This is a genomic window from Streptomyces sp. NPDC042371 (assembly GCF_056437465.1).
The window spans coordinates 86759-111704 of the sequence record NZ_JBWKAP010000011.1 but is presented as its reverse complement, the minus strand read 5'-3'; the positions used below and the strand labels follow the sequence as shown (position 1 = coordinate 111704).

The window sequence follows — 24946 nt, the reverse complement described above, 5'->3', positions numbered from 1 at the left end:
GCGCGATTAGCTCAGCGGGAGAGCGCTTCCCTGACACGGAAGAGGTCACTGGTTCAATCCCAGTATCGCGCACCATTCGCACGAAGCCCCGGTCGTCTCCACGACCGGGGCTTCGTCGTTCACCGGGAACGTTCAGTTCACGCAGTTCACGCAGTTCACTCAGGACGAGAAGAGCATGTGCCCGAAGCTCTTGTGGCGCTTGTCGTGGCCGTAGTGACCGCCGTGCCCACCGTGACCTCCGTGGCCGCCATGACCGCCGTGCGGGACGCCCCAGGCGGGAGCCTGGGCCGGGGGGTAACCCTGGGGGGCCGGCGGGGCGGGCGGCGGCGGGGGCTGCTGCCCCCACTGCGACTCCAGACGGGTCAGGGACTCCAGCTCGCCGTAGTCGAGGAATATCCCGCGGCAGTTGTTGCACTGCTCGATCTGGACGCCATTGCGGTTGTACGTGTGCATTGGTGCATGACACTTGGGGCACTGCATGGACGGCTCAACTCCTCGCCGATGGTGACTGCTTCGCCGGAAGACTGCCCGGCTACGGTGCGTTGCACCCTACTTCGTCGCGTCCGGGCCCAACTCCGGCGGGCGGGCGTCCACTCCGCCCATCCGGGCGCAGGCATCCACCAGTGCCTGTTCCACCTCGTCCAGGGGGCGGTCGGCTGCGACGGCCTTGGCGATCGCGAGGGCGGCGGTCTGCACGGTCAGCGCGCGGGCCGGGACGTCCAGGGCGGGCCAGGGGTCGGCGCCGTCCGCGGGCACCGCGGGGCCACCGGCGCTCCGGTAGGCGTCCAGGAAGCGGGTCCACTCCTCCGGGGAGAGCAGGCCGCACGCGAACCAGGCGGCGGGTCGCGCCAGGTCCCACGCGGGGTCTCCCCCACCGAGGTCGTCCACGTCGATGAGGAGCCAGTGCCCCTCGGGGGCGCGCACGAGCTGGCCCAGGTGGAGGTCGCCGTGGCACAGGCGCGAGGTTCCGGGCGAGGGAACCTCCGCGCGGGCCCAGGGCGGCAGCCCCGCCCAGGCGCCCAGGACCGCAGATGTGGCCGGGTGCGGACCCGCCGCGCGGAGCCGCGCCACCGCTCGGGCGGCCTTGACGGGCCCGCGCATGGGCGGGAGCGGGTCCGGCAGCGCGTCCGGCGGCGTGGCGTGCAGGCGCGCGAGCAGGGTGGCGGCGGCTTCCCAGGGCGCGGAGTCCGGGTCGTCGCGGTCGACCGGGGTCCCGTGCGGCCAGAAGGTGACGAGGCGGCCGTGGAGGCGGGCGGCGGTGGTCGCGGCGGGGGCGAGAAGCACGTCGGCCATCCCGGCGGCCACGCCGAGGCGCACGGCGAGGTCCCCGGGATCGGTGTCCTCGGCGTGGGCCTTGGCGACGACGCCCCCGTGCCGGACGACCGTGGCATCCACACGATCCGCAAGCACCACGTCCCCACTCCCACAGACGCAGACCTCACCGGGCAGACGGTGGACGACGGCGCGGGCCTCGGCGACGAGGGCGGGGAGGATGGCGGTGGTCACGGGGCTTCCGTGGGTGGTCGGGCGCACCGCCGAAGCGTAGTCGCGGCGCTGGGCTTGACTGGGCGGTTCCCACCCCTGGGGGGCTTGGGAGGTCACCTTTGGTGGGGGTGTGGGGGCGCTCGGGGGGACTCCGGCTGGAGAGACTTGCGGGGGGTGTGGGGGTCGCAGAGGTCTTGGGGCTGTGGGGCTGCTGGGCCTGAGGAGGGTTGCGTCGCGTCGTCGACCGACAGGGGGCGGCTGCCACGCAAGGCAGGACCATTCCCTCAACCGCACTGCCTCTGCCGTGCGGCGGAGGAGCGCGGGGCTTCTCGGAGGGCGCACCGGCTGGAGAAGCCCGCCGGGAGTGTGGGGCCGCAGGGGCCGCGAGGCCCTCGGAGGGGTGCGCCGAGTCGCCGAGCGGCAAGGGCGGGGCAGCGGTCACATACGGCCGAACCGTCCCTCACCAGCGACCCCTGCCGTGTGGCGTCGGGGCGCGGGCCCCTCGGAGGGCGCACCGGCTGGAGAAGCCCGCCGGGAGTGTGGGGCCGCAGGGGCCGCGAGGCCCTCGGAGGGGTGCGCCGGGTCGCCGAGCGGCAAGGGCGGGGCAGCGGTCACACACGGCCGAACCGTCCCTCACCAGCGACCCCTGCCGTGTGGCGTCGGGGCGCGGGGCCCCTCGGAGAGCGCACCGGCCGGAGAAGCCCGCCGGGGGTACGGCGGCCGCGGGGCTGCTGGACCTGCTGGACCTGCTGGGCCTGCTGGGCCTGCTGGGCCTGCTGGGCCTGCTGGGCCTGCTGGGCCTGCTGGGCCTGCTGGGCCTGTGGATGGTTGGGCGCCTCGTCGAGTGGCAGGGGGCGGCGGCTACGTGCCGCCGGGACAGCTTCTCGACCGGGCTGTGGCGGCAGGCACGGGGTGCGCCGCGTGAGGTGTGCGGGGCCCGGACCGGCGCGGCCTCCACGCGCCCGACCCCGTCGTGCCGGGCGCGGGCGCAGGCTGCGGCGCGGCCCCGCCGGGGGCTCCCGCAGGTGTGGCTGCGGCCGCAGGGCCGCGCCGGGCGTCCGCACCCGTCAGGCGCCCCGCCAGACATGGCAATGCCCGCGCAGCTCCCCAGCTGCGCGGGCATTCTGCCGTCCGCCGCACCCCCGTCCCCACGGGGTTTCATGGCCGGATGTCCCCGCCCGGACCGCTCTTCCGGGCCTGGGGCGCCGCTCAGCGCCCCAGCATCACGCCCACGGACGACGCTTGTGTGACCACTGCTTCCCAGCCGCCGAAGACGACCACGAGCAGGGCTGCCAGGGGGAGGACCATGGCCGTCGCCACCAAGGGATGGCGCGTGCCGGACGGGCGGACGCCGAACGCGGAGAACCTGCGCCCTTGCGTGCGGATCATGGTCCGCGGTGCCGTGTCCGCCATGGTTCCTCTCCTGACCGCTTCGATGTGGTTTTGGCAGCGGCGAGTGTCTGACCTCGGGGGACGAGTGCTACACCCGCCGCTTGACCTCAAATCTAGGTCTGCGGGAAGTCCCGGGCGTCATGCCCTCGTATCGAATGCCGGGCCTCCCGGAGGATGACCGATCGACGTGCATGTACTCCCGTGGGTGGAGACGGGGTCCTAGGACGTGGTCCTAGGACTCAGGGTCTTCCCCGAGGGGGCGGCCGTGACCTCGGGGAACACCGGCCCCCAGGTGACTTCCCTCACTTCCACCACCCCCCTGCGCACCACCGTCTCCACCCGCCGACCGGTCCGGCTCACCAGCACTTCGTACGTCCGGGGCGTACCACCGGCCTCCGTGGCCGTCTCCACGCGATCGCCCCGCACGGGATCAATCTCCCTTCAGTGGTGGATGGTTGGTCAGGGGGGAGGTGACAACGCCCCCTTGTTCCCCGTCCTCTGACCACTCTTCAAATTTCGCGTCCGGCACGGACAATCGGTCGCCCCACGAGGGCGCGGCCTCTGCACGTGCCCGGCCGCGGAAACGTAAGCTGTGGCTCGTCAGACGGACCGGGTAGCGGGGATGGACATGGCGATGATGCGGCTCCGGCGCGAGGACCCGCGTGTCGTCGGCTCGTTCAGGTTGCACAGGCGCCTGGGCGCCGGCGGCATGGGGGTCGTCTATTTGGGGTCGGACCGGCGGGGGCAGCGCGTCGCCCTGAAGGTGATCCGGCCCGACCTGGCGGAGGATCAGGAGTTCCGGTCGCGGTTCGCCCGGGAGGTCTCGGCCGCCCGGCGCATCCGTGGCGGCTGTACCGCGCGGCTCGTCGCCGCCGACCTCGACGCGGACCGCCCGTGGTTCGCCACCCAGTACGTCCCCGGACCCTCCCTGCACGACAAGGTCGCCGCCGAAGGACCGCTGTCCGCGGCGGACGTCGCGGTGGTCGGCTCGGCGCTCGCCGAGGGGCTCGTCGCCGTGCACGAAGCCGGTGTCGTGCACCGCGACCTCAAGCCGTCGAACATCCTGCTGTCCCCGAAGGGGCCGCGGATCATCGACTTCGGCATCGCGTGGGCGACCGGCGCCTCCACCCTGACGCACGTGGGCACCGCCGTGGGATCGCCAGGCTTCCTCGCTCCCGAACAGGTGCGCGGCGCCGCCGTGACGCCCGCCACCGACGTCTTCGCCCTCGGCGCCACGCTCGCCTACGCGGGCATGGCGGACTCGCCCTTCGGACACGGCAGTTCCGAGGTCATGCTCTACCGCGTGGTCCACGAGGAGGCACAGCTGCACGGCGTGCCCGACGCGCTCGCGCCGCTGATCAGGGCCTGCCTCGCCAAGGACCCGGAGGAGCGGCCCAGCACGCTCCAACTGTCGCTCAGGCTGAAGGAGATCGCAGCCCGCGAGGCCCAGGGGATCGCCGACGTCCGCCCGCCCGCGCCCCGCCAGGACCACGACCGGCCCACCGGCCGACTCGCCGAGAGCTATCTGGACGAGCGCACCCAGCGGCGCGCCGCCCCCGGAGCCACTCCCCCGCCGCGCTCGGGCCCGTCGCGGACCGGCTCGTCCCGGCCCAACGCCCCGCGATCCGGCTCCCGCCCCTCGGGGCCCCGCAACACGACGCGCTCGGGCAGCAGGACCGCCCCGCGCAGCGGCACCGGCCGCCAGGGGCCGCGCACCACGGGTACGGGCCGGAGAGGGCCCGCCAATCCGCGGCTGCTGCGGCAGCGGATCTTCGTGTTCGTGGTCGTGACGCTGCTGGTCGCACTCGGCATCGCGGCGGCCCAGGGGTGCCAGGGGCCCGCGCGGAGCCTCGGGGACACGGACGTACACCACCAGCAGGTGCAACAGCAGCAGTCAGGCACTCGACAGGGCGAGCTGGGGCACGGCGCTCGGGGCTGAGGGGGCGTGCCGTAGCGCGTCGCCCTGTCGGGTTCGCCTCGTCAGAGCTGCGGGCGGCCCGTCGCCACCGCGTAGAACGCGACCGCCGCCGCCGCGCCCACATTGAGCGAGTCCACGCCGTGGGCCATCGGGATGCGGACCCATTCGTCGGCGGCGACCAGCGCCTGTGTGGAGAGACCGTCGCCCTCGGCGCCGAGCATCAGCGCGACGCGGTCCATGCGGTGCGGCGCCACCTCGTCCAGGGACTTGGCCTTCTCGTCCGGGGTGAGCGCGAGGAGGTTGAACCCGGCCTCGCGCACGCCTTCCAGGCCCTTGGGCCAGGACTCCAGGCGGGCGTACGGGACCGAGAAGACGGCGCCCATCGAGACCTTCACCGAGCGGCGGTAGAGCGGGTCCGCGCAGTCCGGGGAGAGCAGGACCGCGTCCATGCCCAGCGCGGCGGCGGAGCGGAAGATCGCGCCGATGTTGGTGTGGTCGTTGACCGCCTCCATGACGACCACGCGGCGGGTGGTCGAGAGGAGCTCGTCGGCGGTGGGCAGCGGCTTGCGCTGCATGGAGGCGAGGGCGCCGCGGTGCACGTGGTAGCCGGTGACCCGCTCGGCGAGGTCGGGGCTGACCGCGTACACCGGGGCCGGGAGTTCGTCGATGACGTCGCGCATGACGTCGACCCACTTGGCCGAGAGCAGCATCGAGCGCATCTCGTAGCCCGCGTCCTTGGCCCGTCTGATGACCTTCTCGCCCTCCGCGATGAACAGGCCCTCGGCCGGTTCGCGCTTGCGGCGCAGCTCGACGTCGGTCAGGCCTGTGTAGTCGCGCAGGCGGGGGTCGTCGGGGTCGTCGACGGTGATGAGATCAGCCACAGGGTGATACTGCCTTGTCCTGGGTGTGGTGCCAACGGCTCGGGAAGGGTTCTGTTACCGCTGGTTACGTGCGGGTGTTCGAGGGCGGCGTGTACGGCGGGGTTCCTGGGCCGGTCACGCGGGGCCCGGGAGCCCCACCTTCACCACGTCGCCGATGACGATGACGGCCGGGGGCCGCACCTCGTGGGTGCGCACCGCCTCGGCGACCGTGCCGAGCGTCGCGTCGACGCGGCGCTGGGCCGCCGTGGTGCCCTCCTGGATCAGGGCGAGGGGGGTGTCGGCGGCCTTGCCGTGAGCGACCAGGGCTTCCGCGATCTTGCCGATCTTGTCGACGCCCATGAGGATCACGAGGGTGCCGCGCAGCTTGGCCAGGGACTCCCAGTCGACCAGGGAACGCTCGTCGTCCGGCGCCACATGGCCGCTGACCACGGTGAACTCATGGGCGACGCCGCGGTGGGTGACCGGGATGCCACCGGCCGAGGGGACGGAGATCGAGCTGGAGATGCCGGGGACCACCGTGCAGGCGATGCCCGCCTCGGCGAGCGCCTGGGCCTCCTCCATGCCGCGCCCGAAGACGTAGGGGTCGCCACCCTTGAGGCGGACGACGGCCTTGCCCTGCTTGGCGTGCTCGATCAGGGCGTTGTTGATCGCCTCCTGGGCCATGAACCGCCCGTACGGAATCTTCGCGGCGTCGATGACCTCGACGTGCGGCGGAAGCTCGTCGAGCAGGTCGCGGGGGCCGAGCCGGTCGGCGATGACGACGTCCGCGGCGGCGAGCAGGCGTCGGCCGCGGACCGTGATCAGGTCGGGGTCGCCGGGGCCGCCGCCGACCAGGGCGACGCCGGGGGTCCGGGTGCGCAGGTGCGGGGCGACGAGGCTGCCGTCGCGCAGGCCCTCGACGACCGCGTCGCGGATGGCGGCGGTGCGGCGGGGGTCGCGGTCCTGGATGTCGCTGGACAGGACCGCGACGGTGACGCCCTCGGAGCGGCCGGTGGCGGGGGTCCAGGCGGTGGCCGCCTCGGCGTCGTCGGAGCGCACGCACCAGACGCGGTGCTGCTCGGCCTCGGCGGAGGCGCGGGTGTTCGCGTCGGGGTCGCTGGTGGCGATCAGGGCGTACCAGGCGTCCTGGAGGTCGCCGGTCTCGTACCTGCGCCTGGTCCAGGTGATCTCGCCCGCGTCGGCCATCGCTTCCACGGAGGGCTTGGCCGAGGGGGACACGAGGGTGATGTCCGCGCCCGCCTTGATGAGGGCCGGGAGGCGGCGCTGGGCGACCTGGCCGCCGCCGAGGACGACGACACGGCGGCCGGTCAGGCGGAGGCCTACGGGGTAGGCGGGGTTTTCGGCCATGGCGGGGTGGCTCCTCGTACGGGCGTTACGGCTGCCGCTGCGGCGCTGGAGCGGCCCTATGACGTGCGGGTTCAGTATGGCCGGGGCGGGGCCGGGGTTCTCCCCCGAGCCCCGCCCGATCCCGAATTGCCGGAACAGTCCTCCGGCTCGGGCACTACTTCTCGGTGACGCCCGCCGAGTCGAAGGTGGCCACCTCGTGCATGGCGCGGGCGGCGCTCTGGACGACCGGCAGGGCCAGGAGCGCGCCCGTGCCCTCGCCGAGGCGGAGGTCCAGGTCGACCAGCGGGCGCAGGCCCAGCTTGTTCAGGGCCGCCACATGGCCCGGCTCCGCGCTGCGGTGACCGGCGATGCAGGCCGCGAGGACCTCGGGGGCGATGGCGCGGGCCACCAGGGCGGCGGCACCGGCGCTGACTCCGTCCAGGATCACCGGCGTACGCAGGGACGCACCGCCGAGGAGCAGGCCCACCATGGCCGCGTGCTCCAGGCCGCCGATCGCCGCGAGGACGCCGATCGGGTCCGCGGGGTCGGGCTTGTGCAGGTCCAGGGCGCGGCGGACCACCTCGACCTTGCGGGTGTGCATCTCGTCGTTGATGCCCGTGCCGCGGCCGGTGACCTCGGCGGCGTCGGTGTCGGTGTAGACGGAGATGAGGGCGGCGGACGCGGTGGTGTTCGCGATGCCCATCTCGCCGGTCAGCAGCGCCTTGTTGCCCGCGGCCACGAGGTCGCGGGCCGTCTCGATGCCGACCTCGATGGCCGCCTTGACCTCTTCGCGGGACAGGGCGGGCCCGGTCGTCATGTCGGCCGTGCCCGCGCGGACCTTACGGGGCAGCAGGCCGGGGGTGGCGGGCAGTTCGCTCGCCACGCCCACGTCGATGACGCAGACCTCGGCGCCCACCTGGTTGGCGAAGGCGTTGCAGACCGCGCCGCCGCCGAGGAAGTTGGCGACCATCTGCGCGGTCACCTCCTGGGGCCAGGCGGTGACGCCCTGGGCGTGCACGCCGTGGTCGCCCGCGAAGATCGCGACGGCCGCGGGCTCCGGGATGGGCGGCGGGCACATCCGGGAGAGGCCGGAGAGCTGGGCGGAGATGATCTCCAGCATGCCGAGGGCGCCCGGCGGCTTCGTCATCCGCTTCTGGCGTTCCCACGCCTCGCCGAGCGCCTTGGCGTCCAGCGGGCGGATGTTGGAGACGGTCTCGGCGAGCAGGTCGTGCGGGTCCTCGCCGGGCAGGGCGCGACGGCCGTACGTCTCCTCGTGGACGACCCAGGACAGCGGGCGGCGCTTGGACCAGCCCGCCTGCATCAGCTCGGGCTCGTCCGGGAACTCGTCGACGTACCCCACGCACAGGTAGGCGACGACTTCGAGGTGCTCGGGCAGGCCGAGGGCGCGGACCATCTCGCGCTCGTCGAAGAAGCTGACCCAGCCGACCCCGAGGCCTTCGGCGCGCGCGGCGAGCCAGAGGTTCTCGACGGCGAGCGCGGAGGAGTAGGGGGCCATCTGCGGCTGGGTGTGGCGGCCGAGGGTGTGGCGGCCGCCGCGGGTCGGGTCGGCGGTGACGACGATGTTCACCGGCGTGTCGACGATGGCCTCGATCTTCAGTTCCTTGAACTGCTTCGCGCGGCCCTTGGGGAGGGACTTGGCGTACGCGTCGCGCTGGCGCATGGCCAGTTCGTGCATCGAGCGCCGGGTGTCGGCGGACTTGATGACGACGAAGTCCCAGGGCTGGGAGTGGCCTACCGACGGGGCGGTGTGCGCGGCCTCCAGGACGCGGAGCAGCACCTCGTGCGGGATGGCGTCGCTGCGGAAGCCGTTGCGGATGTCGCGGCGCTCGCGCATCACGCGCAGGACGGCCTCGCGCTCGGCGTCGCCGTAGCCCGGGGCGGCGGTGCCGGGGGATGCGGCGGGCTCGGCGTCCGCGACGGCGTCCGCATCCGCGGTTGCGTCTGCGTCTACGAGTGCCTCTGCCGGTGCTTCTTCCGCTGCCTCTGCCTCTGCCAGGGGCGCCAGGGCGTTGGCGGCCGCCGCGGGCGCGACCATCAGGATCTCCGGGGCTTCGGCGTCCTGGGCGTCACCCGCCTCGGGGGCTTCCGGCGCGGCGGCGGGTGCGAGGAGCTCGGGGCCCTCGACCGTCTCGGGCAGGGGTGCGGGCGCAGGCGCGGCCGCGTGGGCAGGCGCGGGTGCGGATGCTTCAGGCGCTTCGGCCATCTCGGGTGCTTCGGCCACTTCGGTCACTTCGTTCGCTTCGATCGGTTCGAACGAGATGACTTCGTCGGCCTCGTCCAACTCGTCGGCCGGGTCGGCCGTCTCGGGGGCGGCCGGGAACTCGGTCGGAGCCGCCGCTGAGGAGACAATACGGGGCACACCGGAGACGGGCGGGCCCTGGGGGGTCTCCGCGGTCCCGGCCGCCACCAGCCTGTCCACCGGGAGCGGCTCGCTCCCGGCGCTCTCCTGCGCTGCCGTCTCCTGCACTGCCACTGCCGTCTCCGGCGTCTCCGGCGCGGGAGACGGTTCGGCGGCGGGCGGCGTCGTGGGCTGGGCGCCGTCGCGCGGGGCAGGCACGGCGGCGGCCTGCTGGTCGGCGTCGGGCGTCACGTCGGCGGGCGCGGAGCCTTCGGGGACGACGGGCTCGGCGACCGGGGCCTCGGCTGCTGCCGGGGGTTCGGCGATCGCGTCTGCCGCGGTCGGCGCCTCGTGGGCGTCGGCGGGCGGGTCCTCCTGGGTGACGACCATCGGGTGCGGCGGCGTCGGGGCCAGGTGGGGCGTGGTCGGGACCGAGCCGTCGACCGGCACGAACTGGCCGATGGGCGCGGGGCCTTGGGCGCCGTCGAACTCACCGGGGCCCTGCGGGGTCTGTCCCTCGGGCTGGCGCGGGCCCGGCGCGGCGTGCCTGGCCTCGGGGGCGAAGCCGGGCTGAGCGGCTTCGTCGGCGTGCGGAAGCGGTGCGCCGTCCCACGGCTGGGCGGAGGCGACGGCGAACGCGGGCTGCCCGACGGCGGCGGGCACGGCCTGGGCGAACGCGGGCTGCTCCGCCCCGGGGAACTGCTGTTCCGCCACCGGGAACTGCTGCTCCTCCGCCGGGACCTGGCCGAGCTCGGCGCCCTGCTGCGCCGCCGGGGCGGCCTGACCGGCACCGGCGTCCGCGGCGTGCGGGAACGCGGGGGCGGCGGGACCGGCGGCGTCGGCCGCGGCGTACTGCGCCTCAGCGGGCAGTACGAAGGAGGCGGAGCCCTGGGCGTGCGGTGCCTCTGCGGGCTGTAGTGCTTCTGCGCCCTGCGGCGCCTCCGTGGCCTGCGGCGCTTCTGTGGCCTGCGGCGCTTCTGTGGTCTGTGGTGCAGGTGCGACGGATACGGCTCCCGTGGCATCTGCGATGCCTGGGACGTCCGGGACGACCGTTTCTGCTGGTGCGGGGTACGCTCCCTGCCCGGTCTGCTCCTGGTCCTGCCCCTGTCTCAGCGGCGCCCACGGCGAACCGCCCTGCGGCGGGATCTCACCGAGCTGCGGGCCGGGCAGCGGCAGCCCCGCGTCGTCCCGCGGAATGTCGAGGTACTCGGGCCCGGTCGGCGGCCCCGCATGGCGTGCCGGTACGGCGTGCTGCGGTGCGGGCGACGCACCCGCGGGACCACGGTCGGCGAGCGAACGCACCGGGCTCCCCGAGCCGTCCGGTACGGCCGGACCCGACGGGCCGCGGTGCAGCGGACGACGGGCGGGACCGGGGTGGGAGGGAGCGGGCGTGCTGCCGGGCAGCCGGATGCCGTTCAGATCGACCGAACCGCTGTCCCTGCCTGACGTCTCGTGCGGCCCCGGCTGATGGGCGGCGTGGGCGGCAGGGGCTGCCTGACCGGCGTACCCGGCCTGCCCCACCGGCTGCTGCCCCTCCGCGGCCTGCCCCGGAAGGTGGCCGTAAGCGGGTGCCTGACCGTGGCCGGGCGCCTGGACGTGGCCCGGCGCCACGAGCCCGTCGCCCCACGCGCCCTGGGCGCCCGGCATCAGCAGCAGGTCGTCCTCATCGGCAGGAGCGGCGGGGGCAGAGGGGTCGGAGGGGTCGGCGGCGTCTACGAAGGTATACGCACCCGGAGCGGGACCGCCCGGCTGCTGCGCCCCCATGCCCTGCACGGGCCCGGAAGGCACACCACTGCCTGCGCCCTCCGGCAGCCCCTCACCCGGGACCTGGCCGGTGTCGGTCATGCGTAACCCCTCGCCCATCGGTTAGTGCTTCTTCGACCGCCCCTCAGCCTTCGTTCGGCCGGGGAGGCCCCATTGCCCGGAGCGGCGCACCAACCGCCCGTCATCCTCAACGAGCGTGCGCGCCCCGCGGCACGAACCGCGCGCCGGACAACAGGCATTGTCCCTGTCGGTCCGCCGCCGTGGCAGCTTGATCGGCCACGGCCCGCTGTGGACTGCGCCACGTTGCGCATCCTCCGGTCATGCCTTACCACACACCCCCCAAAAACGGGCGAGCTTTCCGGACATTGACCAACGAACTGCTGGGCGCCCGGGTGCAGTACAACGATCGGCCAGCCTACCCCGCACCGCGCGCCGACAGGGTCACGGGGAACGGTCGGGCAGCCGCCCCGAGAGCAGGAACACCACGGTCCGCTTCTCCTCCCGCCAAGCCCGTGTGTCGAGCTCCACGGATTGCAGGAGGGCGCATTCGACGGCGTATCCGTGCTCGCTCAGATCCCTGCCGATGAGTTCGGCGGCGTCGCGTGTCGCGGCGTGGGTCACGATGCGTTCCGGACGGCGGTCGGCGACCGCGGAGACCACCGCGGCTCCCCCGCCCCCGACCCGTACGACATCGGGTTCGGGCAGGTCTTCGAGGATGTGCGGAGCGATGCCGTGCACGGTCTGCGCCTGCACGCCGAAGCGGCGGACGGCGGCCGTCGTGCGGCCGAGGGCGTCGGGGTCGCTGTCGACGGCGATCACCGCGGCGCCGAAGCGCGCCGCCTCCGCGGTGAAGGCGCCGCTGCCGCAGCCGATGTCCCAGACGAGGTCTCCCGCGCGCGGGCCGAGCCGTGCGAGCTGTGCGGCCCGCAGCCGGTCGCTCTCCCCCTCGCCGAGCCAGATGTCGCCGCCGTACTCCGCGGCGGGCAGCGCCCAGCCGCGCGGGCCCGCGCCCGGTTCCCGCCCCATGATCCAGCCGGTGTCGGCGGCCGCGGCGGCGCCGCCGATGACGATCACGACGTTCGGGTCGCGCCAGGCGTGGTCGGCGGCCTTGTCGGAGGTGACGACGGAGACCTGCTCGCGTTCGGTGCCGAGCTCCTCGCAGATCACGAAGGTGCGGTGGACGCCCTGGAGCAGCAGGCCGAGTTCCGCGGGGCCCGCGCCGGGCGAGGTGAGGACGGCGACCTTGTTGTGGGCGCGGCAGACGTTGACCGCGCGGCGCAGGGTGCGTCGGTGGGCGACCACGACCTCGGCGTCGTCCCACGGCATGCCCGCGCGGGCGAAGGCCTGGGCGACGGAGGAGACGGCGGGCACCACCTCGACCTCAAGGCCGAATTCCGGGGCGCGCAGGGTGCGTACGACACCGAAGAAGCCCGGGTCGCCGTCGGCGAGCACGACGGCGGTGCCGCGGTGGGCGGCGATGCGGCGGGCGGCGAGGCCCACGCTGCCGAGGCGGATCCTTTCGGCGCGGGCCGGGAGCTCGTCCAGCGCCAGGTGGTGGCCCGCGCCCGCCACGAGCGTCGCGGCGCTGAGCGCGGAGCGTGCCGCGGCGGTCAGCGGCGTGCCGTCCCAGCCGATCACCGTGACCCGGTCGGCCATCGTCGTCTGTCTCCTGGGTTCTCGCGGGTCGTCAGTGCGGGGCGGCATCCGCTGGGGCGCGGTGGGCACGCGGCCCGGGGCGAGCGTACCTGCTGGGACCGATACTCAGTTCCAGTCGGAGTAGGCGGAGAATCGGCTGTCGGCGAGGCTCTCGGAGACGCCCTCGAGATCTTCGGGGAGCAGGCTCCACACGATGAGGTCGGTGCGCTGCTCGAGCCAGCCGCCGAACGGATCGCCGCCGTTCCTCGCGCGCGCTATCCAGGCGCCGCGCAGGACGCCCTCGCTGATGCAGCCGATCTTCTGCGCGACCTGCTGGGCCGCGGTGTTGTCGGCGGCGGTGCGCAGCTCTATGCGTTCGAACTGCTGGTCGTGGAAGAGCCATTGGGCGGTGGCGAGCGCCGCCTCGGAGGCGTACCCCTCGCCGCGGGCCCAGGGGGCGACGACGTAGTTCAGCTCGGTGGAGCGCACCCGCCAGTCGGTGCCCCGGAGTTGGATGATGCCGACAAGACGCTGGGTGAGGAACTCGGTGACGGCGAGGACGATGCCGCGGCCCTCGGAGCGCTCGGCGGGGGCGAGGCGGGCGATCCAGTCGCGCGCGTCGGCCTCGGTGTAGGGCTGGGGCACGGCGGTCCAGGCCGTGACGAGCTCGTCGTTCATCATCTCCGCGTACGCGGAGACGTCCGCCTCTTCGAGAGGGCGCAGCATCAACCGCTCCGTGCTGATGGAGATGTCGGGGAACCCCGATGTGCCCGCTTTGCCCGAGGAGGCTGTAGTCATGCGCCGCTCCATACCCTTCATAGACCTGAAGGACCTTCACCTTTCGGTCTTCTGAAGTGCCCAGCATGCAGCATGCACGGGCACAGACGCACCACGGGGTCCTCTCCGGATGGCGGAGAGGACCCCGTTGGCGTCACGCGCGCGGGAGGCCGGTCAGCCCGTCTCGACGGGCAGGACGGACCCCTTGTACTTGTCCTCGATGAACTTCTTCACCTCGGGCGACCGCAGCAGTTCGGCCAGCTTCTGGACCTGCGGGTCGTCCTTGTCGCCCTTCTTCACGGCGAGGACGTTGTTGTAGGGATTGCCCTTCGAGGACTCAAGGAGGATGGCGTCCTTCTTGGGGCTCAGCCGGGCGTCGAGCGCGTAGTTGTTGTTGATGACCGCCGCGTCGAGGTCGTCGAGCGAGCGCGGCAGCTGCGCCGGTTCGAGCGGCTTGACGGTGAGCTTCTTCGGGTTGGACGTGATGTCCTCGGGCGTCGCGGTTCCGCCGACGCCCTTCTTGAGCCCGATGAGGCCCTGGGAGGCGAGCAGTTGGAGCGCCCGTCCCTCGTTGGTCGTGTCGTTCGGAACGCCGACGGTGGCCCCTTCGGGGAGCTTCGCGACGTCCTTGATCTTCTTCGCGTACACGCCCATGGGAGGCAGGTACACCTCGGTGACCGGTACCAGGTCCGTCTTCTTCGACTCGTTGAAGTCTTCGAGGTACGGGGTGTGCTGGTACAGGTTGGCGTCGAGGGAGCCCTCCTGGAGCGCGGTGTTCGGCGTGACGTAGTCCGTGAACTCCGTGATCTGGAGGTCGAGGCCCGCCTTCTTCGCGAGGTTCTGCTGGATGTACGTGAGGACTTCACCGGCCGGGGTCGGTGTGGCCCCGACCACGAGCTTGTCGTCGCTCCTGGCGTCCCCGCCGCACGCGGTGAGGCCCAGAGCCAGGGTCAGGGTCCCCGCCGCGGCGGCGATGGCGGACGTACGCACGGTCAGAACGCCGCGACGACGGCGCCGTCGTACTTCTCGTCGATGAACTTCTTGACCTCGGGCGAGGTGAGGAGCTTGGCGAGCTTCTTCACGCGCGGGTCGTTCTCATCGCCCTTCTTCACGGCGAGGAAGTTGCCGTAGGGGTTGCCCTTGGCGGGCTCGGCGACGATGGCGTCCTTGGCGGGGCTGAGCGCGGGCTTGGCCTCCAAGGCGTAGTTGCCGTTGATCACCGCGGCGTCGACATCGCTCAGGGTGCGGGGCACCGTGGGGGCTTCGAGCTCCTTGAACGAGATGTTCTTGGGGTTCTTGGCGATGTCCTTGGGGGTGGCCTCGTAGCCCACGCCCTTCTTGAGCTCGATGATGCCGTTGTCCGCGAGGAGCTTGAGCGCGCGGGCCTCGTTGGTGGTGTCGTTCGGAATGGCGACGGTGGCGCCGTTCTTCAGCTCGCCGAGCTTCTTGACCTTCTTGGAGTAGACGCCGAGCGGCTCCAGGTGCACCGTGGCTCCCGGAACGGGCACGATGTCCGTGCCGCGCTTCTTGTTGAAGTCGTCCAGGTACGGCTTGTGCTGGAAGTAGTTGGCGAAGACCTCGCCCTGCTCCACGGCCGTGTTCGGCGTGACGTAGTCGGTGAATTCCTTCACCTCGAGGTCGAGACCGGCCTTCTTGGCGAGGTTCTTCTGGACGAAGTCCAGGATCTCGCCCTGCGGCATCGGCGTCGCGGCGACGATGAGCTTGCCGTCCTTGTCGGCGGCGGAGCCCTTGTCGGAGCCACAGGCCGAGAGCCCGAGGGTGAGGGCTCCGGCGGCGAGGACAGCGGTGGTGATCTTGGCGGTGTTACGCACGAAAAGTGCCTTTCTCCATGGGTGGTGCAGCCCCGCGGGGTGCGCGGGGAAGTCCTGGTGACCGTTGCGTCAGCCGGTCTTGGTGACCGATTCGGCGGCGGCGGTGCCGGGCAGTACGCCCCGCAGCGGCCGGAACAGCAGCAGCGGTCCGGAGCCGCCGCCGCGCTTGTGCAGTCGGCGGGCCGCGAAGTCGCCCGCGAACTGGATGATCGAGATGACCACGGCGAGGATCGCCACGGTGATCCACATCAGCTCGGTCTCGAAGCGCTGGTAGCCGTAGCGCAGGGCGAGGTCGCCCAGGCCGCCGCCGCCGACCGTGCCCGCCATGGCGGAGTAGCCGATGAGCGCGACGATCGTGGTGGTGGCGCCCGAGATCAGCGAGGGCAGCGACTCGGGGACGAGGACCTTGCGCACGACGGTCCAGGTGGAGCCGCCCATCGACTGCACGGCCTCGACGAGCCCGCCGTCGACCTCACGGATGGAGGTCTCGACCAGGCGCGCGAAGAACGGGATGGCGCCGACGGCCAGCGGCACGAGGGCGGCCTCGCGGCCGATCGTGGTGCCGGTGATCCAGCGCGTGAAGCCCATCAGGGCGACCATGAGGATGATGAAGGGCATCGAGCGCGCGATGTTCACGATCTGCCCGATCACCTTGTTCAGGAAGGCGTTCTGCAGCAGCCCGCCGCGCTCGGTGAGGACGAGCAGGACGCCGAGCGGCAGTCCGGCGACGACGGCTATCAGCGTCGACCAGCCCACCATGTAGAGGGTGTCCCAACAGGCCTGCTCCAGCAGGGGCTGCATCTCCGACCAGGTCACTTGGCACCTTCCTTGACCAGCAGCTTCGCGTCCTTCGGCGTGGGCGCGGGGTCTTCGCCCGCGATTTCCACCTGGAGTCCCTGCTCCCGCAGGAAGCCGATCGGGACGACGTTCTCCTCGAAGCGTCCGGGCAGCTCGATGCGCATGCGGCCGACCTGCTTGCCCGCGACGGTGTCCATCGCGGCGCCGAGGATCGAGATGTCGATGTTGTACGTGCGCGACAGCTGGGAGATGACCGGCTGGGTCGCGGCCTCCCCGTGGAAGGTCACGTCGACGACGGTGCGGTCGGCGCCGGTGGCGTCGCCGCTGACCGGGAAGAGCGCGGCGGCGAGCTCGGATCCTGGCGTCGCGAGCAGCTCGCTGACGGTGCCGGACTCGATGATCTGTCCGCGCTCCATGAGGGCGGCGGAGTCGCAGACGCTCTTGACGACGTCCATCTCGTGCGTGATGAGCAGGACGGTCAGGCCGAGCTGCTGGTTGAGGTCGCGCAGGAGCTGGAGGATGGAGCGGGTGGTCTCGGGGTCGAGGGCGCTGGTCGCCTCGTCGGAGAGCAGCACCTTCGGGTCGCCTGCCAGGGCACGGGCGATGCCGACACGCTGCTTCTGGCCGCCGGAGAGCTGGGCCGGGTAGGACTTGGCCTTGTCGGCGAGGCCGACCAGGTCGAGGAGTTCGAGGGCCTTGCGGGAGCGCTCCTGGCCGGAGAGGCCGAGGATCTCCAGCGGCAGCTCGACGTTGTCCTGCACGGTCCGCGAGGACAGCAGGTTGAAGTGCTGGAAGACCATGCCGATGCGGTTGCGGGCCCGGCGCAGCTCCTTGCCCGCGCGGGCGCCGCGGCCCGCCAGGGCGGTGAGGTCCTGACCGGCGACGGTCACGGTGCCGGAGGTGGGGCGCTCCAGGAGGTTGACGCAGCGGATCAGGGAGGACTTGCCGGCGCCGGACTGGCCGATGACGCCGTACACCTCGCCCTCGCGGACGTGCAGGTCGACTCCGTCGAGGGCGGTTACTTCACGACCGCGTGAGCGGTAGACCTTGGTGAGGCCGGAAGTGGTGATCACAGGGGTTTCCGTCACTGTCGAGTGCGCGGCGCGGGGTGGCCGGGCACGGGGCATTCGTTCGGAACGCGGCACGGTTCTCGCGGTGGTGGTGCGGTGGAACCGGAGGACGTGTGCGCGGGGCGGGCTCGCTTCCTACGTCGACTTGTCGACTCCATCGAGACCGAGTCAAACGGGTCCGTCGATCAGGAGCGCGGCACAGCGGCTTCGCTTCGGGGCGCGAGGCTCTTCAGTGGTGCGGGGGCCCTCAGAAGGCGCACATTCGACACATACAACGAGCACCGGGCGTCGTGATCGCCTCGGTCGCAAGGGTGCGGCTGCTCGTCGTGGTCATGGGCCCAAGTAAAACACGCGTGAGGTCGCTGTCCACCACCGCTGTCCGGTATACGGACAGCGGTGGGACGGCTGCGAACGCCGGGGACGGACGGTTCAGTCGGCGAGCTCGATCTCCACGCCGCCCGCCGTGGCCTGCGCGGACACGGCGGAGAGGTCCTTCACCACCACGTCGGCGAAGAGCTCGGACGCCTGGTGGGTTGTGGTCAACGCCACGGTCTTCATGCCCGCGGCCCGGCCCGCCCGCAGGCCCGCGGGCGCGTCCTCGAAGACGACGCAGCGGGCGGGGTCGACGCCGAGCTTGTCGGCGGCGAGGAGGAAGGGCTCCGGGTCGGGCTTGCCGCGCGTGATGTCGTCGGCGGCGATGACGAGGCCGGGGTTGAGGCCGACCTCGGCGAGCCGGGCCTCGCCCAGGGCGCGGGTCGCGGAGGTCACCACGGCCCAGCGGTCGGCGGGCAGCGACTCCAGGAGCTCGCGGGTGCCGGGCAGCAGGACGACGCCGCCCGCGACGTCGGTGACCTCGAGCTCCTCGATGCGGGCGACGGCCTCGGCGATCTTCTCCGGCGGCAGCAGATCGGCGGCGATCTCGGCGGCGGGGCGCCCGTGCAGCTCGACCGCGGCGAATTCCTCGGCGGTGATCCCGTACTCCCGCGCCCACCGCGACCAGCAGCGGTACACCGACTCCATGGAGGAGATGAGGGTGCCGTCGTTGTCGAACAGGAGCGCGTCAGCATGGATCTTCATAGTCATCGAGCGTACGGGGCACCCCCGTGGGACGTGCAACGGGCCGAGGGCCGCGCGCAACGGGCCGAAGGCCCCGTAATAAAGTCACGGACATGCTTGTTGCCCTGACGATCGCGACCTCCGTGGCCGCGCTCGCCCTCGCCGCATGGTGCGGCTTCGCCGCCTACCGCGACCAGCCGACCAAGGACTGGCACTTCATCGGGATGGGCATCGTGACCCTCCTGGCCGCCGTCCAGCTGATCGCCGGAATCGTGCAGCTCGCCCGCGGCGAGCACGCGGACCAGGGCACGACGATCTTCGTGGCGTATCTGATCGGCGCTTTCGCCTGTGTGCCCGCGGCGGGCTTCATGTCCCTCGCCGAGCGCAGCCGCTGGGGCTCCCTGACGGTCGCCGCGGGCGGCGTGGTCCTCGCCGTGCTCGAAGTGCGGCTCTACGACATCTGGGGAGGCTGAGGTGACGGTGGGCGAAGAGAGCGGGCCCCGTGACACCCGCCAGAAGCTGATCACCGGTCCGGGCATCCTGCTGGTGTGGCTGTACGGCGTGATGGTGGTCGGCGCCGTGTCCCGCTCGGCCGTGCAGATCTCCACGGACTTCCACAAGGCCCCGCTCGCGTACTCGCTGTCGGCGGTCGCGGGGCTCGTCTACGGCTTCATCACGTACTCACTGGTGCGCGGCGGGACGACCGCCCGCACGGCGGCGCTGGTGTGCTGCGCCGCCGAGCTGGTGGGCGTGCTGGGCGTCGGGACCTGGACGCTGGTGGAGCCGTCCGCCTTCCCGGACGCCACGGTGTGGTCCGACTTCGGGATGGGCTATCTCTTCATCCCGGTGATCCTGCCCGTGACGGCGATCTTCTGGCTGAACAGGGCGCGGAAGGCGTCCGCGGGCTGAGCTGTTCCGCGCCCCCGACGGTCGGCTAGGCGCTGGTCACGTACGTCCCCGCGGCCACGTCCTTGGCGAGCGTCACCACCGTGAGACGGTCGTCCACGCGCTGGCTGCTGACCGCCGCGTATCCGTGCTTCCTGTAGAGCTGCAGGTTCTGCTCGCTGCGGTGCCCCGTGAAGAGCTGGAAGCACTTGGCCGTGCCCGCGGCGCCGAGCCGCAGCTCGATCGCGTCGAGCAGGCGGCCGCCGAGGCCGTGCCGCTGCATCCTGGGGTGGACGATGAGCTTGCCGATCCGCGCCGTGCCGTCGGCGTCGACCGTGCCGCGCACGGATGCCACCACCTCGTCGCCGAGCCGGGCCACCAGAACGGTGCCCGCGGCCAGTTCGCCCCTGAGGGACTCCAGGGACTGGGTCAGGGGTTCGATCGAGTAGTCGCCGTAGATCTCGGCCTCGCTCTGGTAGCAGAGGTACTGCAGTTTGAGGATCTGCTCCGCAGCGTCCTGGTCTTCTGCCGCCGCCACCGAGATGGTCACGCTCATGCCCATGTGTGCATGCCTCCCGCTCACCTGCTCCACCGGTTGTCTAACGCTCCATTCCCCACGGTGCAGGAGCCGCAACCTCCGCCGCCAGCATTCTGCGCAGGCATCCCAGGCATCGGGAACGTTCCGGCCCCAGACTCCCCTGTGACATTCCCAACTCCCCTGCGATTTCGCGGTAGGTGAGGTCCTTGGGAGACAGCAGTGCGGCCATGAGGCCGGGGCAGCGCCCGGGCAGCCTGCGCACCGCGGCGTGCAGGGTCCGGTTCCGGTCCGCGGACAGGGCGCGCTCCTCGGGCCCGCGCTCGGTGTCGTCGGCGGGCTCGGTCGCGTACGCCGCTTCCCTGCGGCTGGTGCGCCGGGTGCGGCGCGCCTCGGACTGCACGGCGCCGCGCAGCCACAGCGCGGGGTCGGCGGGCGGTCCCTCGGACTTCAGCCGCTCCAGCAGGCGCAGCCAGACGGCCTGCTCGAGGTCGCCGGGGTCCGTGCCGGAGCCGAGCGCCTCCGCGGACGCCTCGGCGGCAAGCAGCGGGCGCAGGGTGGGGATGAGCGCGGGGATGAGGTCGTTCGTCATGCCCGGCGGGACGCGGCCGCTCCGGTACGAGGTTTCCGGAGCGGCCGCCTCTCACCCCAAACGGGGCCGTGACCTCACCGGTTGACGAAGTCCGCGGCCGCGAGCAGGGCGGTGTCGCAGTTGTCGGAGAAGATCCCGTCGATGCCCGTCTCGAAGTACGCCTTGAAGGCGCCGAAGGCGTCGCCGTAGGCGTTCGGGTCGGTGCCCTTCCTGAAGTTCGCGGGCAGGAAGGTGTTCTCGTTGCGCATCGTGTACGGGTGCAGGATCAGGCCCGCCGCATGCGCGTCCTTGACCAGCGTGGTCGGGGTGCCGAGGCTGCCGTCGGCCTTCCGCGGGATGACCAGGTCGAGGGTCGGGCCGATGCCCTGGGCGAAGCCCGCCATCCACGCCAGGCCCTCGGGCTTGATGAGGTCGGCGACGGTGCGCGGGTCGCCCGCCTCGACGAAGTCCCAGGGGCGGGAGTTCGCGGTGGACAGGAGCACGACGCGGGGCCCGGAGACCAGCTTGGCGAGCCGCTGGATGCTGCTGGGCTCGAAGGACTGCAGGAAGTTCGGCGCGTTCTTCTTGTGGCGGCCGAAGCGGCGCAGGAGCTTCGCGAGAGGCTCCTCCAGGCCGAGGCCCAGCTTGCGGAAGTACGTGGGGTGCTTGGTCTCGATGTGCAGCCAGACCGGCTTGCCGCGCTTGCGGCCCTCCTTCTCCGCCCACCGGAGGACCTCTTCGAGGGTGGGGACGTCCCAGCGGCCGTCGTAGAGGGTGTTGTGCTGGCGGGTGCCGGGGATGCGCTCCTTGGCGCGCAGCGTCTTCAGCTCGGCGAGCGTGAAGTCCTCGGTGAACCAGCCGGTGAGCGAGGCGCCGTCCACGGACTTGGTGGTCTTGCGGGACGCGAACTCGGGGTGTGCCGAGACGTCCGTCGTCGCGGTGATGTCGTTCTCGTGACGGCATACGAGATGGCCGTCCTTGGTGGGCACCACGTCCTGCTCGATGACGTGCGCGCCCATGTCGAGGGCGAGCTGGTACGAGCCCAGGGTGTGTTCCGGCCGATAGCCGCTGGTGCCCCGGTGCGCGACGACCGTCGGCACCGGCAGGGACTTGTATCCGCCATGCCCGCCGTGCCCGCCGCCGCGGCGCTCGTCGGCTCTTGCCACGCCGGGCAGTCCGACCGCGGCGGTGCCCGCACCGAGGATCGCCGCCCCCAGTACCGCTCGACGCCCCGGGCTCGTCCCCGGCTGCTGCTGACCCGATTCCTGCGTCGCCATTGGCGCTCCTCCCGATGTCCCGCTGCTTTGCACCTGACAAAGCGGGACCGATCGTAGGTGGCCGGGAGTGACGTGTGGGAGACCCCTGAAGGAACGGCGGGATGACGCGGCGTGGCGAGTGGGCGCACCATGGGAGGGGCGCCACCCGTTCGGCGGCCGCCACGCAGAGCGAAGTGTGCGCGTGACAAGGACCACTACTTCGGGCCACAGCATCCCCACGGGGATACGGTCGTCACACAGGCGACAACCTTGGGCAACACCGCACAGAATCAGGTCAACACTGCGTATCGAGTCCATGAACCCGATGTGCAAACGGCAGTGGCCCGCGAGTATCGTCCTCACCTGCATTTACTCGTCGTCGACCCGTTGACACCGGAGGGCCTGTTGTCCCGTCTAGCGCTCATCAAGGCAGTGCTCGGACCGATCTTGCGCCTGATGTTCCGCCCACGGGTAGAAGGCGCCGAGAACATTCCGGGCACCGGGCCCGTCATTCTGGCCGGAAACCATCTGACGTTCATCGACTCGATGATCATGCCGCTGGTGGCCAACCGTCCGGTGTACTTCATCGGCAAGGACGAGTACGTCACCGGCAAGGGCCTCAAGGGCCGCCTCATGGCGTGGTTCTTCACGGGCGTCGGCATGATCCCCGTGGACCGCGACGGCGGGCGCGGCGGCGTCGCGGCGCTGATGACCGGTCGGCGCATTCTGGACGACGGCAAGGTCTTCGGCATCTACCCCGAGGGCACGAGGTCTCCCGACGGGCGGCTGTACCGGGGTCGTACGGGCATCGCGCGGCTCACCCTCATGACGGGTGCGCCCGTCGTCCCCTTCGCGATGATCGGCACGGACAAGCTCCAGCCCGGTGGCAAGGGTCTGCCGCGGCCCGGCAAGGTGACGGTCCGGTTCGGCGAGGCGATGGAGTTCTCGCGGTACGACGGCATGGGGCGTGACCGCTATGTGCTGCGGGCGGTGACGGACTCCGTGATGACGGAGGTCATGCTGCTGTCCGGGCAGGAGTACGTGGATATGTACGCCACGAAGGCGAAGGCGGCGTAGCCCGGCGGGGCTTGAGCGGATTTCGGTGCGCCCGCACCGGCGTGGGGGTCATTCCCCTGCGCCGGGGCGGGCGTTCCGCGTTTCTTGCCGAGCCGCGGGGTGCCGGGCATTCGTCTGCGGGTGCGCTGTGGCTTGTCGCGCAGTTCCCCGCGCCCCTGAAAGCCACCGCCGCCCTGCTCCTCGGGTCCCGCGCCCCTTACGGGGCGCTGCCGTCTTCCAGTTTCTGGTGCTTCAGGAGGAACCAGGCCGCCGCTGCCGTGGCCAGGAGGACCGCCGCGCCTACTCCCGCTGCCAGGCGCAGGCCGTCCACGAAGGCCGATTGGGCGGATGAGAGGAGTACGTCCGCCTGGGCGGACGGGAGGGTCGCCGAGGACTCCACCGCGCCGCCCAGTGATTCGTGCGCGGCCGACGCCACGTCGGCGGGGGTGCCGGGTGGGGCCGTGAAGTCGCGGTAGACGCCGGTGACGATGGAGCCGAGCAGGGCGATGCCGAGGGCCGCCCCCAGTTCGTACGCCGTCTCGGAGACCGCGGAGGCCGCGCCCGCCTGTTCCTTGGGGACGCTGGAGAGGATGACGTCGGCGGTCACGGTGAACGAGAAGCCCGCGCCGATGCCGACGACCAGGAGCGAGGCGCCGAGGAGCGGATAGCCGGTGCTCTGGTCGAGCGCCGTGAGCACGGCGAGGGAGAGTCCCACCGCCGCCAGCCCGCCCGCCACGACGATCCGTACCGAGAACCGCCGCGCCACCATGCCCGCGATCAGCCCCGCGCCCACCGCGCCCACCGCGGCGGGCAGTTCGGCGAGGCCCGCCTCGAACGGCCGTCTGCCCTGTACGAGCTGCAGGAACTGGGAGAGGAAGAAGACCAGGCCGGAGAGGCCGAGGACGGTCAGCAGGTCGGCGAGGACCGCCCCGGAGAACCCGCGGTTGCGGAAGAGCCGCATGTCCAGGAGGGGCGCGGGGAGGGTGAGCTGGCGGCGTACGAACCAGACGAGCGCGCAGACACCCACGACCGCGGACGCGGCGACGTCCCAGCGCAGTCCGTGCGCGGCCGCCTCCTTGATGGCGTACACGACGGCGATCATGCCGATGAGGGAGAGCACGACGCTGATCAGGTCCCAGGGGCCCGGCGCCGGGTTCTTGGACTCGGGCAGGAACTTGATGCCGACCAGTACGAGCACGGCCATCACCGGCAGGTTGATCAGGAAGACCGAGCCCCACCAGAAGTGTTCGAGCAGGAAGCCGCCGACGACGGGCCCGACGGCGGCGCCCGCGGACGCCATAGCGCCCCAGATGCCGACCGCGAGGCTGCGCTCGCGCGGGTCGTGGAAGATGTTGCGGATGAGGGCCAGCGTCGACGGCATCAGCGTCGCGCCCGCGACACCGAGCAGGGCGCGGGCCAGGATCATCAGCTCGGGGCTTGTGGCGTAGGAGTTGAGGACCGACACCGCGCCGAAGGCGACGGCTCCGGTGAGCAGCAGCTTCTTGCGGCCGATGCGGTCGCCGAGGCTGCCCATGGAGACGAGCAGGCCCGCGATGACGAACGAGTAGACGTCGCCGATCCACAGCAGCTGGGTGCCGGACGGCTGGAGGTCCTCGCTGATGTACGGCGTGGCCAGGCCGAGCACGGTCGCGTCGACGGCGACCAGGAGCACGGCCAGGGCGAGCACGGCGAGCGCGAGCCAGCGGCCGGGGCTGCGCTCCGCCTCGGGCGCCGCGGCCTCCTTGTGGATGCTGGTCATGATTCCACTCTCCGCTGCGCGCCGCCGATCAGCAGCTCGGCGATCATGTACGAGAAGTCGTTGGCGGCCACCCGGCCGTCCTGTACGGCCCAGGCGCCGGAGCCGATGAGGCCGTAGAACGCCTCGGTGAGCCAGACGGGGGTCAGGTCGATGCGGAACTCGCCGTTCTCCTGGCCGCGCCGGAAGAGGGCGGCGAGCCGGTCGTCGATGCGGGACCAGCCGCCGTTCTGCGCGTCGCCCTCGAAGAGCTGGTTCTCGGTGTACAGGAAGGCGAGCAGGCCCGCGGCGGGCTCGATCTCCTTCACCAGGCGCCGCAGCGCGTCGCTCACGCTGCCCTCGTCGAGCCCGGCCCTAAGGAGGGCGCCTTCGCACTCCTGGAGGCCGAGCTCCTCGAGGGCGCGCACGAGCGCGTCGCGGCCCGCGAAGTGGCGGTGGAGGGTCGCCCTGCTGATGCCCGCGGCACGGGCGACCTCGTCCATCGTGGAGGTGGCTTTGCGGGTGAGCAGGGCCGCGGCACTGCGCAGGACCTGGTCTCGATCGACTGACATGAGACAACCATAAGCCGCATGAGACACTCCTGTCTCATGCGTT

At 72.1% G+C, this 24946-nt stretch carries 22 protein-coding genes and 1 tRNA gene; 5 read left to right on the top strand and 18 right to left on the bottom strand.

Annotated elements, in window-relative coordinates:
- A tRNA-Val gene (locus AC068B_RS30695) sits at positions 1–75 on the top strand.
- Positions 76–159: 84 nt separating this feature from the next.
- On the opposite strand, the gene AC068B_RS30690 is transcribed toward AC068B_RS30695, so the two are convergent.
- The 3 genes from AC068B_RS30690 to AC068B_RS30680 all read right to left on the bottom strand — a co-directional run bounded on the left by AC068B_RS30690 (position 160) and on the right by AC068B_RS30680 (position 2898).
- The gene (locus AC068B_RS30690; RefSeq protein WP_478674832.1) at positions 160–480 is read right to left on the bottom strand and encodes a TFIIB-type zinc ribbon-containing protein; all 321 of its coding nucleotides are present in this window, start codon (positions 478–480) and stop codon (positions 160–162) included.
- Positions 481–549: 69 nt separating this feature from the next.
- Complete coding sequence (locus AC068B_RS30685) at positions 550–1506, bottom strand: phosphotransferase (RefSeq protein ID WP_478674831.1); 957 nt, start codon at positions 1504–1506, stop codon at positions 550–552.
- A 1188-nt stretch (positions 1507–2694) separates the two neighbouring features.
- Entirely contained in the window at positions 2695–2898 is a 204-nt protein-coding gene (locus AC068B_RS30680) for a hypothetical protein (RefSeq protein ID WP_055569527.1), read from the bottom strand.
- A 601-nt stretch (positions 2899–3499) separates the two neighbouring features.
- Here AC068B_RS30680 and AC068B_RS30675 point away from each other — a divergent pair.
- Complete coding sequence (locus AC068B_RS30675; protein WP_478674955.1) at positions 3500–4816, top strand: serine/threonine-protein kinase; 1317 nt, start codon at positions 3500–3502, stop codon at positions 4814–4816.
- A gap of 41 nt (positions 4817–4857) precedes the next feature.
- Here the strand turns inward: AC068B_RS30675 and AC068B_RS30670 are convergent, their stop codons facing one another.
- The 10 genes from AC068B_RS30670 to AC068B_RS30625 all read right to left on the bottom strand — a co-directional run bounded on the left by AC068B_RS30670 (position 4858) and on the right by AC068B_RS30625 (position 18314).
- Positions 4858–5676 carry a TrmH family RNA methyltransferase gene (locus tag AC068B_RS30670; protein ID WP_359354951.1) on the bottom strand — a complete coding sequence of 273 codons (819 nt, stop codon included), beginning with the start codon at positions 5674–5676 and terminating at the stop codon, positions 4858–4860.
- 114 nt (positions 5677–5790) lie between these two features.
- The gene (gene cobA, locus AC068B_RS30665; protein WP_478674830.1) at positions 5791–7023 is read right to left on the bottom strand and encodes a uroporphyrinogen-III C-methyltransferase; all 1233 of its coding nucleotides are present in this window, start codon (positions 7021–7023) and stop codon (positions 5791–5793) included.
- Between the two features lie 154 nt (positions 7024–7177).
- Positions 7178–11206, bottom strand: a complete 4029-nt coding sequence (gene cobT, locus AC068B_RS30660; RefSeq protein ID WP_478674829.1) for a nicotinate-nucleotide--dimethylbenzimidazole phosphoribosyltransferase — start codon at positions 11204–11206, stop codon at positions 7178–7180.
- A 360-nt stretch (positions 11207–11566) separates the two neighbouring features.
- On the bottom strand, positions 11567–12781 hold the full coding sequence (gene cbiE / locus AC068B_RS30655) for a precorrin-6y C5,15-methyltransferase (decarboxylating) subunit CbiE (protein WP_356258564.1): 1215 nt from the start codon (positions 12779–12781) through the stop codon (positions 11567–11569).
- Between the two features lie 105 nt (positions 12782–12886).
- Positions 12887–13570 (bottom strand): GNAT family N-acetyltransferase, encoded by a 684-nt coding sequence (locus AC068B_RS30650; protein ID WP_478674954.1) that lies wholly within the window; start codon positions 13568–13570, stop codon positions 12887–12889.
- Positions 13571–13711: 141 nt separating this feature from the next.
- Positions 13712–14527 (bottom strand): MetQ/NlpA family ABC transporter substrate-binding protein, encoded by an 816-nt coding sequence (locus AC068B_RS30645; RefSeq protein ID WP_478674828.1) that lies wholly within the window; start codon positions 14525–14527, stop codon positions 13712–13714.
- 2 nt (positions 14528–14529) lie between these two features.
- Positions 14530–15369 carry a MetQ/NlpA family ABC transporter substrate-binding protein gene (locus AC068B_RS30640; protein WP_478674827.1) on the bottom strand — a complete coding sequence of 280 codons (840 nt, stop codon included), beginning with the start codon at positions 15367–15369 and terminating at the stop codon, positions 14530–14532.
- Positions 15370–15438: 69 nt separating this feature from the next.
- Entirely contained in the window at positions 15439–16185 is a 747-nt protein-coding gene (locus AC068B_RS30635) for a methionine ABC transporter permease (protein ID WP_356258553.1), read from the bottom strand.
- Entirely contained in the window at positions 16182–17240 is a 1059-nt protein-coding gene (locus AC068B_RS30630; RefSeq protein ID WP_468569041.1) for a methionine ABC transporter ATP-binding protein, read from the bottom strand. The genes AC068B_RS30635 and AC068B_RS30630 overlap by 4 nt, the downstream gene beginning before the upstream one ends.
- A 426-nt stretch (positions 17241–17666) precedes the next feature.
- Positions 17667–18314, bottom strand: a complete 648-nt coding sequence (locus AC068B_RS30625) for an HAD family hydrolase (RefSeq protein WP_478674826.1) — start codon at positions 18312–18314, stop codon at positions 17667–17669.
- A 92-nt stretch (positions 18315–18406) separates the two neighbouring features.
- On the opposite strand from AC068B_RS30625, the gene AC068B_RS30620 reads away from it, so the two are divergent.
- Positions 18407–18766: a hypothetical protein gene (locus AC068B_RS30620; protein WP_356258545.1), complete on the top strand. Its 360-nt coding sequence runs from the start codon at positions 18407–18409 to the stop codon at positions 18764–18766.
- Between the two features lies 1 nt (position 18767).
- Complete coding sequence (locus tag AC068B_RS30615) at positions 18768–19202, top strand: hypothetical protein (protein ID WP_478674825.1); 435 nt, start codon at positions 18768–18770, stop codon at positions 19200–19202.
- A 25-nt stretch (positions 19203–19227) separates the two neighbouring features.
- On the opposite strand, the gene AC068B_RS30610 is transcribed toward AC068B_RS30615, so the two are convergent.
- The 3 genes from AC068B_RS30610 to AC068B_RS30600 form a co-directional block, all read right to left on the bottom strand.
- Positions 19228–19740: a GNAT family N-acetyltransferase gene (locus tag AC068B_RS30610; protein WP_356258541.1), complete on the bottom strand. Its 513-nt coding sequence runs from the start codon at positions 19738–19740 to the stop codon at positions 19228–19230.
- Positions 19741–19777: 37 nt separating this feature from the next.
- Positions 19778–20305, bottom strand: coding sequence for a sigma-70 family RNA polymerase sigma factor (locus tag AC068B_RS30605; RefSeq protein WP_478674824.1), 528 nt, complete (start codon positions 20303–20305; stop codon positions 19778–19780).
- Positions 20306–20379: 74 nt separating this feature from the next.
- Positions 20380–21561 carry a glycerophosphodiester phosphodiesterase gene (locus AC068B_RS30600; protein ID WP_478674823.1) on the bottom strand — a complete coding sequence of 394 codons (1182 nt, stop codon included), beginning with the start codon at positions 21559–21561 and terminating at the stop codon, positions 20380–20382.
- 366 nt (positions 21562–21927) lie between these two features.
- Between AC068B_RS30600 and AC068B_RS30595 the strand changes: the two genes are divergently transcribed.
- Positions 21928–22617 carry a lysophospholipid acyltransferase family protein gene (locus tag AC068B_RS30595; protein WP_468569055.1) on the top strand — a complete coding sequence of 230 codons (690 nt, stop codon included), beginning with the start codon at positions 21928–21930 and terminating at the stop codon, positions 22615–22617.
- 196 nt (positions 22618–22813) lie between these two features.
- Here AC068B_RS30595 and AC068B_RS30590 read toward each other — a convergent pair whose 3' ends face one another.
- Together AC068B_RS30590 and AC068B_RS30585 are read right to left on the bottom strand one after the other, a co-directional pair.
- Complete coding sequence (locus tag AC068B_RS30590; protein ID WP_478674822.1) at positions 22814–24355, bottom strand: MFS transporter; 1542 nt, start codon at positions 24353–24355, stop codon at positions 22814–22816.
- Positions 24352–24903, bottom strand: a complete 552-nt coding sequence (locus AC068B_RS30585; RefSeq protein WP_478674821.1) for a TetR/AcrR family transcriptional regulator — start codon at positions 24901–24903, stop codon at positions 24352–24354. The genes AC068B_RS30590 and AC068B_RS30585 overlap by 4 nt, the downstream gene beginning before the upstream one ends.
- Positions 24904–24946: the final 43 nt, after the last annotated feature.